13 protein-coding genes are annotated in these 14121 nt (G+C 68.1%); 6 read left to right on the forward strand and 7 right to left on the reverse strand.

Annotated elements, in window-relative coordinates; genetic code table 11:
* Positions 1–139: 139 nt before the first annotated feature.
* The 3 genes from ABCS02_RS31475 to ABCS02_RS31485 all read right to left on the reverse strand — a co-directional run bounded on the left by ABCS02_RS31475 (position 140) and on the right by ABCS02_RS31485 (position 3853).
* Positions 140–1822: an ABC transporter substrate-binding protein gene (locus ABCS02_RS31475; RefSeq protein WP_345839664.1), complete on the reverse strand. Its 1683-nt coding sequence runs from the start codon at positions 1820–1822 to the stop codon at positions 140–142.
* An 85-nt stretch (positions 1823–1907) separates the two neighbouring features.
* Complete coding sequence (locus ABCS02_RS31480; RefSeq protein ID WP_345839665.1) at positions 1908–2858, reverse strand: carbohydrate ABC transporter permease; 951 nt, start codon at positions 2856–2858, stop codon at positions 1908–1910.
* The gene (locus ABCS02_RS31485; RefSeq protein WP_345839666.1) at positions 2852–3853 is read right to left on the reverse strand and encodes an ABC transporter permease subunit; all 1002 of its coding nucleotides are present in this window, start codon (positions 3851–3853) and stop codon (positions 2852–2854) included. The genes ABCS02_RS31480 and ABCS02_RS31485 overlap by 7 nt, the downstream gene beginning before the upstream one ends.
* 362 nt (positions 3854–4215) lie before the next feature.
* Here ABCS02_RS31485 and ABCS02_RS31490 point away from each other — a divergent pair, with 362 nt between their 5' ends.
* Positions 4216–5391 (forward strand): ROK family protein, encoded by a 1176-nt coding sequence (locus tag ABCS02_RS31490; RefSeq protein ID WP_345839667.1) that lies wholly within the window; start codon positions 4216–4218, stop codon positions 5389–5391.
* Here ABCS02_RS31490 and ABCS02_RS31495 read toward each other — a convergent pair.
* From ABCS02_RS31495 to ABCS02_RS31510, 4 genes are read right to left on the reverse strand one after another with little or no spacing between them, the layout of a single operon-like run.
* Positions 5388–6752, reverse strand: coding sequence for a glycoside hydrolase family 32 protein (locus ABCS02_RS31495; RefSeq protein WP_345839756.1), 1365 nt, complete (start codon positions 6750–6752; stop codon positions 5388–5390). The genes ABCS02_RS31490 and ABCS02_RS31495 overlap by 4 nt on opposite strands.
* Positions 6753–6807: 55 nt before the next feature.
* The gene (locus ABCS02_RS31500; RefSeq protein ID WP_345839668.1) at positions 6808–7683 is read right to left on the reverse strand and encodes a carbohydrate ABC transporter permease; all 876 of its coding nucleotides are present in this window, start codon (positions 7681–7683) and stop codon (positions 6808–6810) included.
* Positions 7680–8639, reverse strand: a complete 960-nt coding sequence (locus ABCS02_RS31505; protein WP_345839669.1) for a sugar ABC transporter permease — start codon at positions 8637–8639, stop codon at positions 7680–7682. The genes ABCS02_RS31500 and ABCS02_RS31505 overlap by 4 nt, the downstream gene beginning before the upstream one ends.
* Positions 8639–10042: a sugar ABC transporter substrate-binding protein gene (locus ABCS02_RS31510; RefSeq protein WP_345839670.1), complete on the reverse strand. Its 1404-nt coding sequence runs from the start codon at positions 10040–10042 to the stop codon at positions 8639–8641. The genes ABCS02_RS31505 and ABCS02_RS31510 overlap by 1 nt, the downstream gene beginning before the upstream one ends.
* Before the next feature lie 148 nt (positions 10043–10190).
* Here ABCS02_RS31510 and ABCS02_RS31515 point away from each other — a divergent pair, with 148 nt between their 5' ends.
* The 5 genes from ABCS02_RS31515 (at position 10191) to tatC (ending at position 14080) form a co-directional block, all read left to right on the forward strand.
* Entirely contained in the window at positions 10191–11234 is a 1044-nt protein-coding gene (locus tag ABCS02_RS31515; RefSeq protein ID WP_345839671.1) for a LacI family DNA-binding transcriptional regulator, read from the forward strand.
* Positions 11231–12685, forward strand: coding sequence for a glycoside hydrolase family 32 protein (locus ABCS02_RS31520; RefSeq protein ID WP_345839672.1), 1455 nt, complete (start codon positions 11231–11233; stop codon positions 12683–12685). The genes ABCS02_RS31515 and ABCS02_RS31520 overlap by 4 nt, the downstream gene beginning before the upstream one ends.
* Positions 12686–12802: 117 nt before the next feature.
* Positions 12803–13021 carry a twin-arginine translocase TatA/TatE family subunit gene (gene tatA, locus ABCS02_RS31525; protein WP_345839673.1) on the forward strand — a complete coding sequence of 73 codons (219 nt, stop codon included), beginning with the start codon at positions 12803–12805 and terminating at the stop codon, positions 13019–13021.
* Positions 13022–13031: 10 nt separating this feature from the next.
* Complete coding sequence (locus tag ABCS02_RS31530) at positions 13032–13328, forward strand: twin-arginine translocase TatA/TatE family subunit (protein WP_345839674.1); 297 nt, start codon at positions 13032–13034, stop codon at positions 13326–13328.
* Entirely contained in the window at positions 13325–14080 is a 756-nt protein-coding gene (tatC, locus tag ABCS02_RS31535) for a twin-arginine translocase subunit TatC (RefSeq protein ID WP_345839675.1), read from the forward strand. Before ABCS02_RS31530 ends, tatC begins: the two co-directional genes overlap by 4 nt.
* Positions 14081–14121 lie beyond the last annotated feature (41 nt).

Raw genomic sequence — 14121 nt, forward strand, 5'->3', positions numbered from 1 at the left:
TTCATTGAACGCGTGAAGCCTAACATCTGACCGACGAACATCGCCCGGTGCGTCACGCCAATGAATTACGAGGCCGCCCCTTAAACGACTCCGGCCCACCCCCGACATCGTCGGGGCTGGGCCGGAGCTCGTTACCGGACTACTTCTTGCTCTTGTCGTACGCCGTCTGCAGCGTGCTCAGGTAGTCCTTCAGCCCGAGCCCGTTGAAGCCCGCCACGTAGGAGTTCCAGTCCGTGTCGAGGTTCTTCGAACCGGTGATGAAGGCCAGCGCGTTCTGCGTGACGTAGTTGTCGATGTTCGTCTGCTCGGTGGCGATCTGCGTCGCCTTGGCCGGGTCGGGCCACACCCTCCACGTCGGGTAGATCGCGTTCTTGTCCTCGTGGCCCTTGTAGAGCTGGGTCGCCTCGAACAGCCGGCGCTCGTACCCGGACGGGTCGTAGATGTCGGTCGGCTCGACCTGCGCGCCGCGGAACTTCTCGTTCTGGTTGTACGTCGAAAGCGCCTGCCACTGGACCGCATTGGCGGCGTCCTGCGAGAGCTGGAGGTTCTTGAACAGCGGCTTGTCGGCCGGGTCGAGCGACTGGTCGCCCGCTGCCGGCTTGGACCAGCCCTGACCCTCCGGGCCGAAGTTGCCGTCGAGCTGGCCCTCATTCGTGAAGAGGTAGTTCACCATCTTGATCGCGGCCACCTGGTCGTTCTTCGACGCCTTGTTGGTCAGCAGGAACGTCGCACCCGGCGTGCTCCCGAACGCGTACGTCGCGAAGTTCGCTCCGTTCGGCCCGGTCAGCGGCGGCACCGCGTCGTACTGCTTGTCACGGCCGTCCTTCGCGCCGGGGCTGACGAAGATGTACGGGTGCAGGGCGCTCGCGCTCCCGAGCAGCACCGAGCCGGTGTTGTTGCCCTCCTGGGCCAGCGCCGCCGGGTTCTGGGTGAAGGCGCCCTTGTCGATCAGGCCGGCGTCCCAGAGCGACTTGATGTACTTGAGTCCCTCCTTCCAGCCCTCCTTGTTCGCCTGGATGTCGACCTTGCCCTTGTTGAGCACGGTCGTCGACTGGATGCCCTTGTCCGGGTTCTGCGGGTCGTAGATGAACGCGTTCATGAAGAACGGGATCAGGGTGTCGTGCGAGTCGCCGCTGAGCGGGATCTCGTCCGCCTTGCCGTCGCCGTTCGGGTCGCCGGTCTTGAACGCCTGGAGGACCTTGGTCATGTCGCCCGTGGTCTTCGGCATCTGGAGGCCGAGCTTCTTGAGCCAATCGGTGTTGATCCAGAGCTTCGACGGGTACTGGATGTGCTGCGTCTCGGCGAGCTGCGGGAGGCCGTAGATCTTGCCGTCCGGCGAGGTCACCATCGCCTTGTAGTCCGGGTTGGTGTCGATCACCTTCTGGATGTCGGGCGCGTACTGCTTGATCAGGTCGTTCAGCGGCAGCGCGACGCCCTGCTTGGCGAGCTTCTCGACATCCACCGGGTTGAACTGGTCCACCCACGGGATGAGCAGGAACATGTCCGGGTAGTCGCCGCTGGCCATCAGGATCTGGCGCTTCTCGGGCGCGACGGAGGAGTCCTGCGTCGTGGTCTGCCATTTGAACTTGATGTTGAACTTCTTCTCGAGCTGCTTGGTGAACGCGTTCGTCGCGAGGTCCTGGCCGGTGCCCTGCTGGGCGAACACCGAGATGTTCGCTGTGCCGCCGACCTTGTCGTCGGCGCTGGTGGGAGCGCTGGTGCAGGCCGTGATCGCGAACAGTGCGAGGCCGGTCGCCGCCGCGGTCAGCGTGCGCACGAGCCGGCGCCGACGGCGGGTTCGGCTGTCGGTGATGGGTAGCATGTGTGTTTCCTCCTTTGGAAATGCCGTGCAAAGCGATGGTGCGCGTGGTGGGTCTGTGGGGTCGGGGTCGACGGCGGATGCCGGGTCAGCCCTTGACCGAGCCGATGAGCACGCCCTTGTTGAAGTAGCGCGCGACGAAGGGGTAGATGACCAGGACCGGGACGCTCGTGATGACGATGAGCGAGTACTTCAGCAGGTTCACCAGCTCCTGGTTCTGCGCCTGCGCGGCCAGGTCGTTCGTGCCGCCGTTGGTGGCGTTGAGCACCAGGATGTTGCGGAGCACGAGCTGGAGCGGGAACAGGTCGGAGCTCTTCAGGTAGAGCAGGGCGTCGAAGAAGCCGTTCCACTGGCCGATCGCGTACATGAGCGCGATGACGGCGATCAGCGGCTTCGACAGCGGGAGCACGACGCTCCAGAGGAAGCGCAGGTCGCTGGAGCCGTCGAGCGACGCCGCCTCCACCAGCTCCTCCGGGATCGCCGACTTGAAGAAGGTGCGGGCGATGATGACCTGCCAGACCGCGATGGCCTGGGGCAGCAGCAGCGCCCACCGGGTGTCGAGCATCCCGAGGTTCTGGACGACCATGTAGGTGGGGATCAGGCCGCCGCTGAACAGCATCGTGAAGAGCAGCAGGGACATGATCACGTTGCGTCCCATGAAGGTGCGTCGGGAGAGCGGCCAGGCGATGCAGACCGTCAGCGTGGTGCTGATCAGCGTGCCGGCGACCATGTAGAACAGCGAGTTCGCGTAGCCCAGGAGCACCTGCGGGTCGGCCAGCACCGTCTGGTAGCCCTTGAGCGTGAAGTCGACGGGCCAGAGCAGGACCCGGCCGGCCGTCACGGCCTGCGGGGACGAGAACGAGCTGGCCACGATGAACAGCAGCGGCAGGAGGACGACGAGCACGGCCAGCGTCAGCCCGAGGTAGATGACGACCAGGAGCGCGCGGTCGGAGGCGGACTCCCGGATGCGGCGCGTCTTCTTCGACACGGCGGCGGGGCGGGTGCGGCGGCGCGCACTCGGACTCTCGATGGTTACCACAGTCCACTCCCACTGATTCGTTTTGCCACCCAGTTGACGACGAGCAGCAGCACCAGGTTGATCACAGAGTTGAAGAGCCCGACGGCGGTCGCCGTGCCGAAGTCGGCGTTGAGGATGCCCAGCTTGTACACGTAGGTCGCGATGATCTCGGACTGGCCGAGGTTCAGCGGGTTCTGCAGCAGGAAGACCTTCTCGAACCCGATCGACATGATGTTGCCGACGCTGAGGATCAGGACGATCATCGCCGTGGGCATGATGCCGGGGATGTCGACGTGCCAGATCTTGCGGAGCCGGGAGGCGCCGTCCACTTTCGCCGCCTCGTACAGCGACGGGTCGATCCCGGACAGCGCCGCCATGTAGATGACCGCGGAGTACCCGGCGGTCTGCCAGACGTCCGACCAGACGTAGATGTGCCGGAAGTAGCTCGGGTCGCCCAGGAAGTCCGGCGACTGGACCCCGAAGAAGCCGAACACCTGGCTCAGCACGCCGAGCCGCGGGGCCATGATCAGGATCAGCATGGACACCACGACGACGGTCGAGATGAAGTACGGCGCGTACGTGACCATCTGCACGGTCTTCTGGAACCACCGGTGGCGGACCTCGTTGAGCGCGAGCGCCAGGATCAGCGGGATGGGGAAGCTCGCCAGGATCGCGTAGCCCGACAGCAGCAGGGTGTTCTGGACCAGCGTCGGGAACACCGGGTTCTGGAGCATCGACGCGAAGTTGGCCCAGCCGGACCACGGGCTCCCCCAGACGCCGAGCACCGGGCTGTAGTCCTTGAAAGCGATGATCGCGTTGGAGATCGGCACGTACTTGAAGATCACGAAGTACGCGAGCGGGAGGACCGTGAGCAGGTAGAGCTGCCAGTGCCGCCGGAGGGCGACCCGCCAGCGCTGCGCGAGGGTCAGCCGGTTGCGCGGCACCCGCCGCGGAGTCGCCGCATCCGGGACCCGGGCGGCCGGCGGCGCCGGGGCCACGGGCGGCGCGCTCGTCATGAGGCCGCATCCTTCGTCATCGAAGACTCCCAACAAGAGATGAACTGGTTCCTCACCTCGGCTGGAACAGCGGTCCCGAGGGGGTGGTCTATAGCAAAACCTATTTCTTTGCCGTTGTCAATAATCTCTGCCGGATGTGTTGCTCGTGTTGCGAATGAGTCACCGCAATTGCTTGAAAGACGGCCCTCGGCGTCGACCGGAGTTACAACACGCTGGAAACAAGATACCCAAATCGGCTCACGAAACGGCCCGGATGTGTACTAGCCTTGTCGCACGCCGGACAGCACTGTCGGCAGGTACGCCGGGTGCGGGGACCGGTTCGACGACCCGCCACACAGATCAGGTGCACGATGAGCTTGAGCATGTCCGAACACACAGCACGCCGACCCGTGCTGGGCACAGCCGCGTCCGCCGAGATCTTCACGCGCATCATCACGCACGGCCCCGTCAGCAGACTCGACATCGGCCGGCTCACCGGCCTGTCGCAGGCGAAGGTCACCAAGACCGTCAGCCCGCTCATCGCCGACGGCTTCGTCACCGTCGGCGAGCACGCCGAGCACGCGTTCCCCGGCCGGCCCGTCCGTCCGCTGAGCGTGGTCCCGCGCTCCATGATCGCCGTCGGGGTGAAGGTGAACGCCGACGAGATCTTCGCCGTCACGGTCAGCCTGGGCAACGAGGTGATCGGCTCCACCCGCCGCCGCCTCACCAGCCACGCCCCCGACGCGACGATCACGGCCATCGTGAAGTCGGTGGAGACCCTCATCGACCAGCTCGGCGACGACGCCCGGTTCCTCACGGGGGTGGGAGTCTCGGTCTCCGGCGACATCGACAACACCGACGGAGTGGTCCGCGACTCCCCCCTGCTCGGCTGGACCCACGTCCCCCTCGGCAGCGCGCTCTCGGAGCGGCTCGGCCTCCCGGTCATCGTCGAGAACGACGTGCGCGCGCTCGCCAAGGCGGAGCAGTGGTTCGGCGTGGGAACGGACGCCGACTCCTTCGCCATCATCACGATCGGCGCGGGCATCGGCTGCGGGATCTACGTGAACGACGACGTCGTGGTCGGCGCGCACGGGGTCGCCGGCGAGATCGGCCACCTCCCCCTCGGCCCGAAGGACGCGGTCTGCGTCTGCGGCCGCCGCGGCTGCGTGGAGGCCGTGGCGTCCTCCCACGCCATCCGCGACGCGGTCCGCCAGGGCCACGACGACCCGACCCTCACCCTGGCCGACGCGATCCGCCTCGCCCACGAAGGCGACCGCATCGCCGTCGACGCCTTCGAGCGGGCGGGCACGGCCATCGGCGCGGCGGTCGCCACCACGGTGAACCTCTTCGGCCCGGAGGTCGTCGTGATCGCCGGCGAAGGCGTCATGGACTACGACCTCTACGAGCGCCGCTTCCGCGAGGAGTTCCTGGCCCACGTGTTCGGGACCGCGGCGAACTGCCGGCTGATCGTGCGGCGGCACACGTTCGTGGACTGGGCGCGCGGGGCCGCGGTGGCGGCGCTGCGGGAGGCGATCAGCGTCTCGACCACCATCGTCTAACCGACGGTGAGCGACTCCAGCCGAACCGGCTGCGCTTCGCTCGCGGAGGCGACCGCCCTCGCCAGCTCCCACACGACGGCGCCGGCCGGCGCCTGGACGCGCCACGGCGGCGGGGTCGTGGGGTACACCCGGCTCGTGATGGAGCGCCCCGAGCTGGTGAAGACCTCGACGACCGACCCGTCGATGAAGATCCGCGCGGCCCATTCGGCACGGTCGCCGAACGCCTGAGTGCTCACAGCGCCCTCGGTGTCGACTCCGGCCTCTCCGCCTGCCGCACTCCGATCGAGGGTGAGGGTGTCCGCCTCCAGATCGAGGACGACGTCGAGCCAGTGGTCCTCGTCGTACCGGACTCGCACGGTCCCGGAGACCGCGGGGACGACGATCTCGGCCTGCGCGCCGATCGTCGCATCGTCCGCCGCACGGCCCGAGCCGGCCCGGAGAGCCGCGACCGCCGGGTGCGGCTCGCTGCACAGCCGGTCGCCGTCGAGCCACGCGCGGCGAGGGAGCGAGATCGCGCCGGCCCAGCCCGCGGCCTGCCACAGCGCCGCGTCCCTGCCCTCGGTGATCCAGCCGAAGAGCACCTGCCCGTGCGATCCTTGGCGCATCACGGACGCCGCGTAGAAGTTGTGACCGTCGTCCACCCGGCGCGGAGCCGGAGCCGCGTCGACCGGGAAGGCCAGCACCTCCCCCGGACCGCCCTCGTGCGACCAGGACGAGACGAGAGCCACTTCGCGGCCGTCGAGCGCGATCACCTGCGGGCACTCCCATCCCTCGCCCGTGTCGACACCGTCGAACAGGGTCCTCGGAAGCCGCGCCAGCTCCCCCTCGAACCGCCACGACAGTCCGTCCGCCGAGCCGTACTGACGCATGCTCGCCGTGCTGCCGGGACCGGCGGCGCCGACCACCATGCGCCACGTCGAGCCGTCGCGCCAGACGAACGGATCGCGGAACATCGTCACGCCCTCCTCGGGCGCCGGATCGTCGACCACCTGCGCCGGCCGGCTGAAGTTCGTGCCGTCCTCGTCGGACACCGCGGTCAGGATCGACTGGTACGGGCTGTGGTCCACCTTTCCGGAGTAGAAGGCGCGCACACGGTCTCCGTCGACCACCGTGTTCCCCGACCAGCATCCGCCCGAGTCGGCACCGCCCGGCACCGGGCTCATGGCCGGCCGCTGCAGCGTCCAGTGCACGAGGTCCTCGCTCGTCGCGTGCCCCCACTCGACCGGCACCGCCAGCTCGGCGTGCGAGCGCGACTGGAAGTACAGGTGCGTCGTCCCGCCGAACTCCACCGGGCCGTTGGGGTCGTTCACGTAACCGCGCGGAAGGCGCACGTGGAAGTGGGGAAGGTGGTGGTCGTGCATGGAGTTCACACATCTCTCTGTTCGACGGCCCCCTCGATGGGGCCGGTGCGGGGGCTCAGCGGAAGGAGCCGGCGGTGACGCCCTCGATGAAGTAACGCTGAGCGAAGATGAAGAGCAGGACGCTGGGGATCATCGCGAGGATGACGCCGGCCAGGACCACCGAGATCGACCCGGTCCCCAGGTTGCCCTGGAGCCCGACGAGTCCCAGCGGAAGCGTGAAGTTGCTCTGCGACTGGATGAAGATCAGCGGCCGGTAGAACTCGGCCCAGAATCCCGAGAAGTTGAGGATCGCCAGCGTCGCGATCGCCGGCGACGCCATCCGCGCGTATACGTGCCGGAACACGCCCCACTGCGAGGCGCCGTCGATGCGGGCCGCCTCGCCGAGCTCCCTCGGCATCTGCATGAAGTACTGCCGCATCAGGAAGGTCCCGAACGCGCTTCCCAGCGCAGGGATGATGAGCGAGGCGAGCGAGTCGCTGATGCCCATCGTCTTCACGATGACGAAGACCGGGATGATGATCGTCTGCAGCGGCACCATCATGGTGGCCAGGAAGATGCCGAAGATCGTGTTCTTGCCCGGGAACGACACCATCGCGAACGCGTAGCCGGAGAGGGTGCACGTGATGGTCTGGCCCACCACGATGAGCACCGTCACGACGACGCTGTTCAGGAAGAACTGACCGATCGGGATCTGATTGAACACTGCGGCGTAGTTGCTGAAGTCGGGGCTGGTCGGGATCCACTGCGGCGGGTTTGTGAACGCCTCCGCCGGCGTGCGCAGTGAGGTGGTCAGGGTCCAGAGCAGCGGGCCGAGCGCGAACACCGCGGCGAGGACGAGCAGCACCATGCCGACGATGCTGCCGACCTTCACGATCGGCCGGCGGCGGCGGCCGAGCACGACCGTCGTGCTCGGAGCGACATCTGTGGTCATTGGTAGAACACCAGCTTTCGTGCGGCGAGGAATTGGATTCCGGTCAGCGCGAGGATGATCACGAGCAGCAGGATCGCGATCGCCGACGCGTAGCCGAACTGCAGGTTCTGGAACCCGGTCTGGTACATCGCGATCGTCGCGGTGGTCGTCGCCGTGCCCGGACCGCCCTTGGTCATGATGAACGGCTGGTCGAACAGCTGCATCGCGTTGATCATCGCCACGACCGTGGCGAACAGGATGGTCGGGCTGATCAGCGGGATCTTGATCCGCAGCAGCGTACGCCACGCCCCTGCCCCGTCGATCGCCGCGGCCTCCTGGACCTCCTGCGGGACCGACGTCAGCGCCGCCACGAACAGCACGAAGGTGAAGCCGACCTGCTGCCAGACGACGATCAGGATGATGGTGATCTGGGCCGCCACCGGGTTGGTCAGCCACGGCACCGCGGGCAGCCCGAGCTGGGTCAGGTAGTAGTTGATCAAGCCGAATTTCGCGTCGAACAGGTATCCCATGAAGATCGACACGGCTGCGGTGGAGGCCAGCAGCGGCAGGTAGAAGGCCGTCCGGAAGAAGACCTTGGTGGACTTCCGCTTGCGGCTGTTGACCAGGACCGCGAGCAGCAGCCCGAGGGTGATCTGGAGCACGACGATGCCGATGGCCAGCAGGATCGTCACGCCGAACGAGGCGAGGGTCGAGCCGTCGCTGAACAGCCGGGTGAAGTTGGCGACGCCGACGAACTTCGGGGGCGAGATGACGTCCCACGAGAAGAACGAGAGCCCGAGGGAGGCGAGGATCGGGATGAACGTGAACACGGCGACGAACGCCACCGCGAGCCCGATCATCGAATAGCCGAACGCGCCCTCCCGCCGGGCCGCCCGTCGCACACCGGGGCGACGGACGGCACGGCGAGGAGAGGTCGCCCCATTCACGCGCGGGCGCTCCTGGGTCTGGACAGCCATCAGGACGCCTGCGCTGCCTTCTCGAAGTCGGACTGCATGCCGTCGAGCGCCGCCTTGGCGTTGCCCGACGAGATCGCCTGCGTCGTCCGCTGGTTGAGCGAGGTGGCCAGCGCGTTGTAGTACGGCGGCGCGGAGATCGGCACCGAGCCCTCGAGCTGGTCGTAGAAGACCGACCAGTTCTCCGGTCCCGTCGTCTTGTACCGGTCGGCCGTCAGCAGCTGCTTGCGGCCGGGGGTCGTGACGTTGCCCGGGAACATGATGTCGAAGGTGGAGGGCTCCACCATCATCTTCACGACCTCCCACGCGAGGTCCTTGTTCTTCGACGAGTTGAAGATGCCGTAGCCTCCGGCGCCGAAGAGCGACTTGTTGCTCTTCCAGGTCGGGAAGCGCTGCACGTCGAAGCTGCCGTCCGCCATGCCCGCGTTGTGCAGGCCGCCGGCCCAGAACCCGCCGCCGATCGTCATGCCGATGCGGCCGGTGGAGAACAGGCCCTGCAGGGTCGCGCCGCCTCCGACGTCGGGCGAGGGCGACAGGCCGGACCGTTGGAGGTCGACCACGTACTCGAGGGCCTCGATGGCGGCCTCCGAGTTGGCCGTGGGCGTGCCCCACTTCCAGCCGCCCTTGCGGCCGTGCACGCCGACCGGGTTGTTCTTGAAGGCGGAGTTCCACAGCCAGTCGCCGCCGGAGTACTTGCCCTCCTCCAGCAGGTTGCCGTTGTTGGCGTAGAGGAACGACGTCCAGCTGCCCCAGAGCCGCACCACCCAGTCGAAGGCGTTGACGTCGCCGCCGAGGCCCTTGAGCTTGGTCGCGTAGGTGTGGAACTCGTCCATCGTCCAGTTGTCGGCGGGACGGGAGAGCCCGGCCTTCTGGAAGAGGTCGGTGCTGTAGAACATGCTGCCGGCGTTGAAGCTGTCGGGGAGCTCGTACAGGTGCCCCTGGTACATCATCGACTCCACGAGCGCGGGGTGGATCTGGTCGAAGTAGCTCTGCAGCGACGACAGGTCCTTGGTCACGTAGCTGTCCAGGGGGATCAGCAGATCCTTGGACGCCATGAGCTGGAGGCCCTCGGTCGCGACGCTCACCAGGTCGGGCGCCGCTCCGGCGGCGATCTGGGTGAGGACCTTCGCGAGGAAGTCGTTCCAGTCGGTGCCGTTGATGGCCGTGACTTCGAGCTTCGCGTTCTTGTCGAGCTTCTTGATCTGCGGCTGCAGGGTGTTCTGCAGCGCCGTGGCCGCCTTCTGGTCTCCGAAGTACAGCATCTTGATGGTGCCCGATGCGTTCGTGCCACCGCCTCCGCCTGTGGAGCAGGCGGCCAAGGAGGCCAGACCGGTCAGCGCGAGGCCCGCGCCGCCGAGTTTGATCACAGTGCGACGGTCGATGGCCGTTCCAAAGGTGCTGGTCATCCGTCCGCTCCTCTCTGAGCGTCTAGGCCGCGGCGGGTGCCACGGCCGGACTAATACGTATTGGGGTTCCGAGCATAACTCCATCCCCTTCCGAATTGCAAATACGTATTGGCTTTGTGGCATGATCGGTTCCGGGAGGAACGATCATATGGCTGCGAACAGCAATGGCCCGGCGAAGCGGGTGACCATGAAGGATGTCGCCCGGCGGGCGGGGGTGTCCCAACCGACGGTGTCCTTCGTGCTCAACGACCGGCGCGACATCTCGGTCGCTCCGGAGACCCGCGAGCGGATCCTCAAGGCGGCGAAGGAGCTCCGGTTCCAGCCCAACCGGGCGGCCCAGTCCCTCCGCTCCAACCGTCCCTACACCATCGGCGTGATCGCGCACCGCATCGTCTCGCAGCCCTATGCCGGCCAGATCGTGCTCGGCGTGCAGCAGGCGGTGCAGCCTGCGGGCTACGTGTCGTTCGTCGTCGAGATCTCCGAGGCGCCGGACAGCGGCAAGGCGGCCGTCGAGAACCTCGTCCGGCAGGGAGTCGCCGGGCTGGTGTACGCCGCCCCGGGCCCCGAGCCGATCTCCGCCCTCGACATCGGCGAGGACATCCGGACGGTCTTCGTCAACTGCTGGGCCGACAACGTGGAGGATGTGCCCCTCGTGCTGGCAGACGAGTACCAGGGCGGACGCGATGCCGCGGCCGCCGTGTTCGCCGCCGGGCACCGGCGCGTCGCCTTCCTCGGCGGTCCGTCCGACGACTACGCATGCAAGGAGCGCGAGCGCGGCCTGGTCGACGCGGCGGTGGAGGCCGGAGTCGACCCGGCGTCCATCCCCCGGGCCTACGGCACCTACCACGTGTCCTCGGGGTACGAGCTGGCGTCCCGCATCCTGGCCGACGATCCTCCGACCGCCCTCGTCTGCGGCAACGACCGGATGGCGGTCGGCGCACTGCTGGCCTCCCACGAGGCCGGGCTGGAGTGCCCCAGGGACATCTCCATCGTGGGCTTCGACGACCAGCCTGAGCTCGCCGCCGAGCTGCACCCTCCGCTCGCCACCGTCGCGCTCCCCCACCTCCAGATGGGCATCACCGCCGGCACGCTGCTGATCGAGGACGCGGAGCCGCCGAAGCGCACGCTCGTCCCCTGTCACTACATCGATCGCGCCTCGCTCGGAGCCCCCCGTCCGGACTCCGCCCGATGAGCTCCGCCCACTTCCTGCCGCAGGGCGGGTACGTCGGCGATGTCATCCCATTCGAGCACGACGGCACGGTCTGGCTGTACTACCTGCTGGACACCCGCGACCCGCGCCGCCCGCTGGACCGCGACGAGGGGATGCCGTGGGCGGCGGTGACCACCACCGACTTCGCGCGGTTCACCGACCGCGGCGTCGTGCTGCCGTCGGGCGGCGCCACGGCCGAGGACTTCGACTGCTACACCGGCAGCGTCGTGACGGACGACGACGGCGTGCACCACCTCTTCTACACCGGGCACAACCCCCGCATCCGCACGGCGGACGGGGATGCCCAGGTCGTCTGCCACGCAACATCCGCTGCGGGGCTCGACACCTGGACCCGCCACCCCGAGTGGACGTTCGGCGCCCTCGACGGCTACTCGGCGGAGGACTGGCGGGACCCGTTCGTGTTCCGCGCGGCTCCCGGCGAGCAGTGGCAGATGCTGCTGGCCACGCGACGGGTGGGAGCCCCGTATCGACGCTCGGGTGTCGTCGCACGGCTCGTCTCGGACGACCTGGTCCACTGGCGCGACGCTGAGCCGATCTGGGACCCGCGCCGGTTCATCACCCAGGAGTGCCCCGACGTCTTCCAATGGGGCGACCACTGGTATCTCGTCTACTCGGAGTTCTCCGACTCCTTCCAGACCCGCTATCGCGTCGCCGACTCCCCCGACGGCCCGTGGCGCGCGCCGGAGCACGACACCGTCGACGGCCGCGCCTTCTACGCGTCGAAGACCGTCGAGCACGCCGGAGAGCGCCACTTCATCGGATGGATCGCGACCAGGAAGGGCGAGACCGACACCGGCGAGTGGCAGTGGGCCGGCACGATGTCGTCGCTCCGCGCCGAGCAGTCCGCCGACGGCTCGCTGCGGTTCGGCCTACCCCGGGCCGTCACGGCGCTCTACGACACGGCCCGCGACCTCCTGCCGGAGCTCGCCCCCGTGCAGGGCGCGGATGCCGTCGCCGGCCGCGGCGCGCTGGACCGGCACTCGACGTGGCTCGCCGGCGAGGTTCCGGCGGAGGCTCTCATCGTCGCCGAGTTCGACATCGCGGCCTCAACTCAGGCCTGCGGACTCCTCCTCCGCAGCTCCGACGACGCCGAGCAGGCGTACTCGATCCGGCTGGAGCCATACCGCGGCCGGCTGGTGTTCGATCGCTGGCCGCGGGGCACGACCGGCGGCGAGCAGTGGCAGATCAGAGGGGACGTGCCGCACGAGCTCGAATCGGAGCGTCCCGTGCCGCTGCCGCCGGGCCGGCACACCGTGGAGGTCCACCTCGACGGCGACATCTGCGTGGTCGTGGTGGACGATCGGGTCGCGCTCAGCACGCGCGTCTACGACCTGGCCTCCGGTCGCGTCGGCGTCTTCGCGACCGACGGCGCGTTCGACCTGTTGCGTCTGGAGGCCCGGGTCCGCGGCTGAGCCCAGGGTCCAGCTGACGCGACCTCCGGCTTGACATCGCCGGGCCGAGTGTTTACCCTGCCAATACGAATTACTAATACGAATTGGCTCGTATTGGTCCGTCAAAGGAGATGACTCATGTTGGCTAATCTCGGTGGCTGGCACCTGCTGGTGATCCTCGCTGTGGTGCTGCTGTTGTTCGGCGCCACGCGCCTGCCCGCCCTGTCGAAGGGCCTCGGCCAGTCGATCCGGATCTTCCGCAAGGAGGTCCACGACCTGTCGGACGGTGAAGCCGGCGGCACGGCGGAGAAGCCGGCCGCGGCCTCCGGTTCCGACGGGGTCTCCGCCCGGCCGTGAGCGTGCAGTCATGAGCTTCGAGAAACTGCTCGTGATCGGCGTGATCGCCGCCTTCCTGATCGGGCCGACCCGGCTCCCGGCCTACGCGGCCAAGCTCGGCCAGTTCGTGCGCTCGCTGCGGAGGCTCGCCGACGACGTGCAGCAACAGGTGCGCGAGGAGGTCGGCGACCCGGTCGACCTCGACTGGCGCCGGTACGATCCGCGGCAGTACGACCCACGGCGGATCATCCGCGAGGCGCTCCTCGCCGAGCCCGAGCCCGAACCCGCCTCCCGCTCCCTCGAGCGGTCGGCCCCGGACGCGCCATGAGCCGCGCGAACCGCACCGCGCGGATGTCGCTGGCGGCCCACGTCGCGGAGTTGCGCCGGCGGGCGGTGCGGGCGGCGGCGGCGCTCCTGGCCGGGACGGTCGGCGGCTGGTTCCTCGGCCCGCTCCTGCTCGCGGCGCTACGGGCGCCCATCGCGGAGGCCGCGGCCTCGCAGCACCGCCTCGCGGCGCTGAACTTCGACACCATCACCGGGGCGTTCGACCTGCGGATGCAGGCGGCGTTCGCGATCGGCATCGTGGCCTCCAGCCCGATCTGGCTGTACCAGGTCTGGGCCTTCCTCGTCCCGGCCCTCAGCCGCCGGGAGCTGAAGTACGGTTTCGGCTTCTTCTTCACCGCCGTCCCGCTCTTCCTCGGCGGCTGCGTCGCCGGCTGGCTGATCGTGCCGCACATCGTCCTCCTGCTCACGGGGTTCGCGGCGGACGGCTCCTCGTCGTTCATCCAGGCCAACGACTACTTCCAGTTCGTGCTGAAGCTCGTCGTCGCGGCCGGTTTCGCCTTCGTCTCGCCGGTCTTCCTCGTGCTGTTGAACTTCCTCGGGATGCTCTCCGCAGCGACGATCCTGCGCGGCTGGCGGATCGCGTTCCTCGTCATCCTCGGCTTCACCGCGATCGTGACGCCGTCGGCCGACGTGATCTCCATGCTCCTGCTCGCCGGGCCGCTGATCGCGCTGTACTACCTCGCGTGGTCGGTCGCGCTGCTGCACGACCGCAGGCTGGCCGCGCGGGTGCTCTAGGCGCCGCGCACGAAGAAGGCTCCCCGTCCGGTCTGGGCGGG

The sequence above is a fragment of the Microbacterium sp. X-17 genome (genome assembly GCF_039615055.1).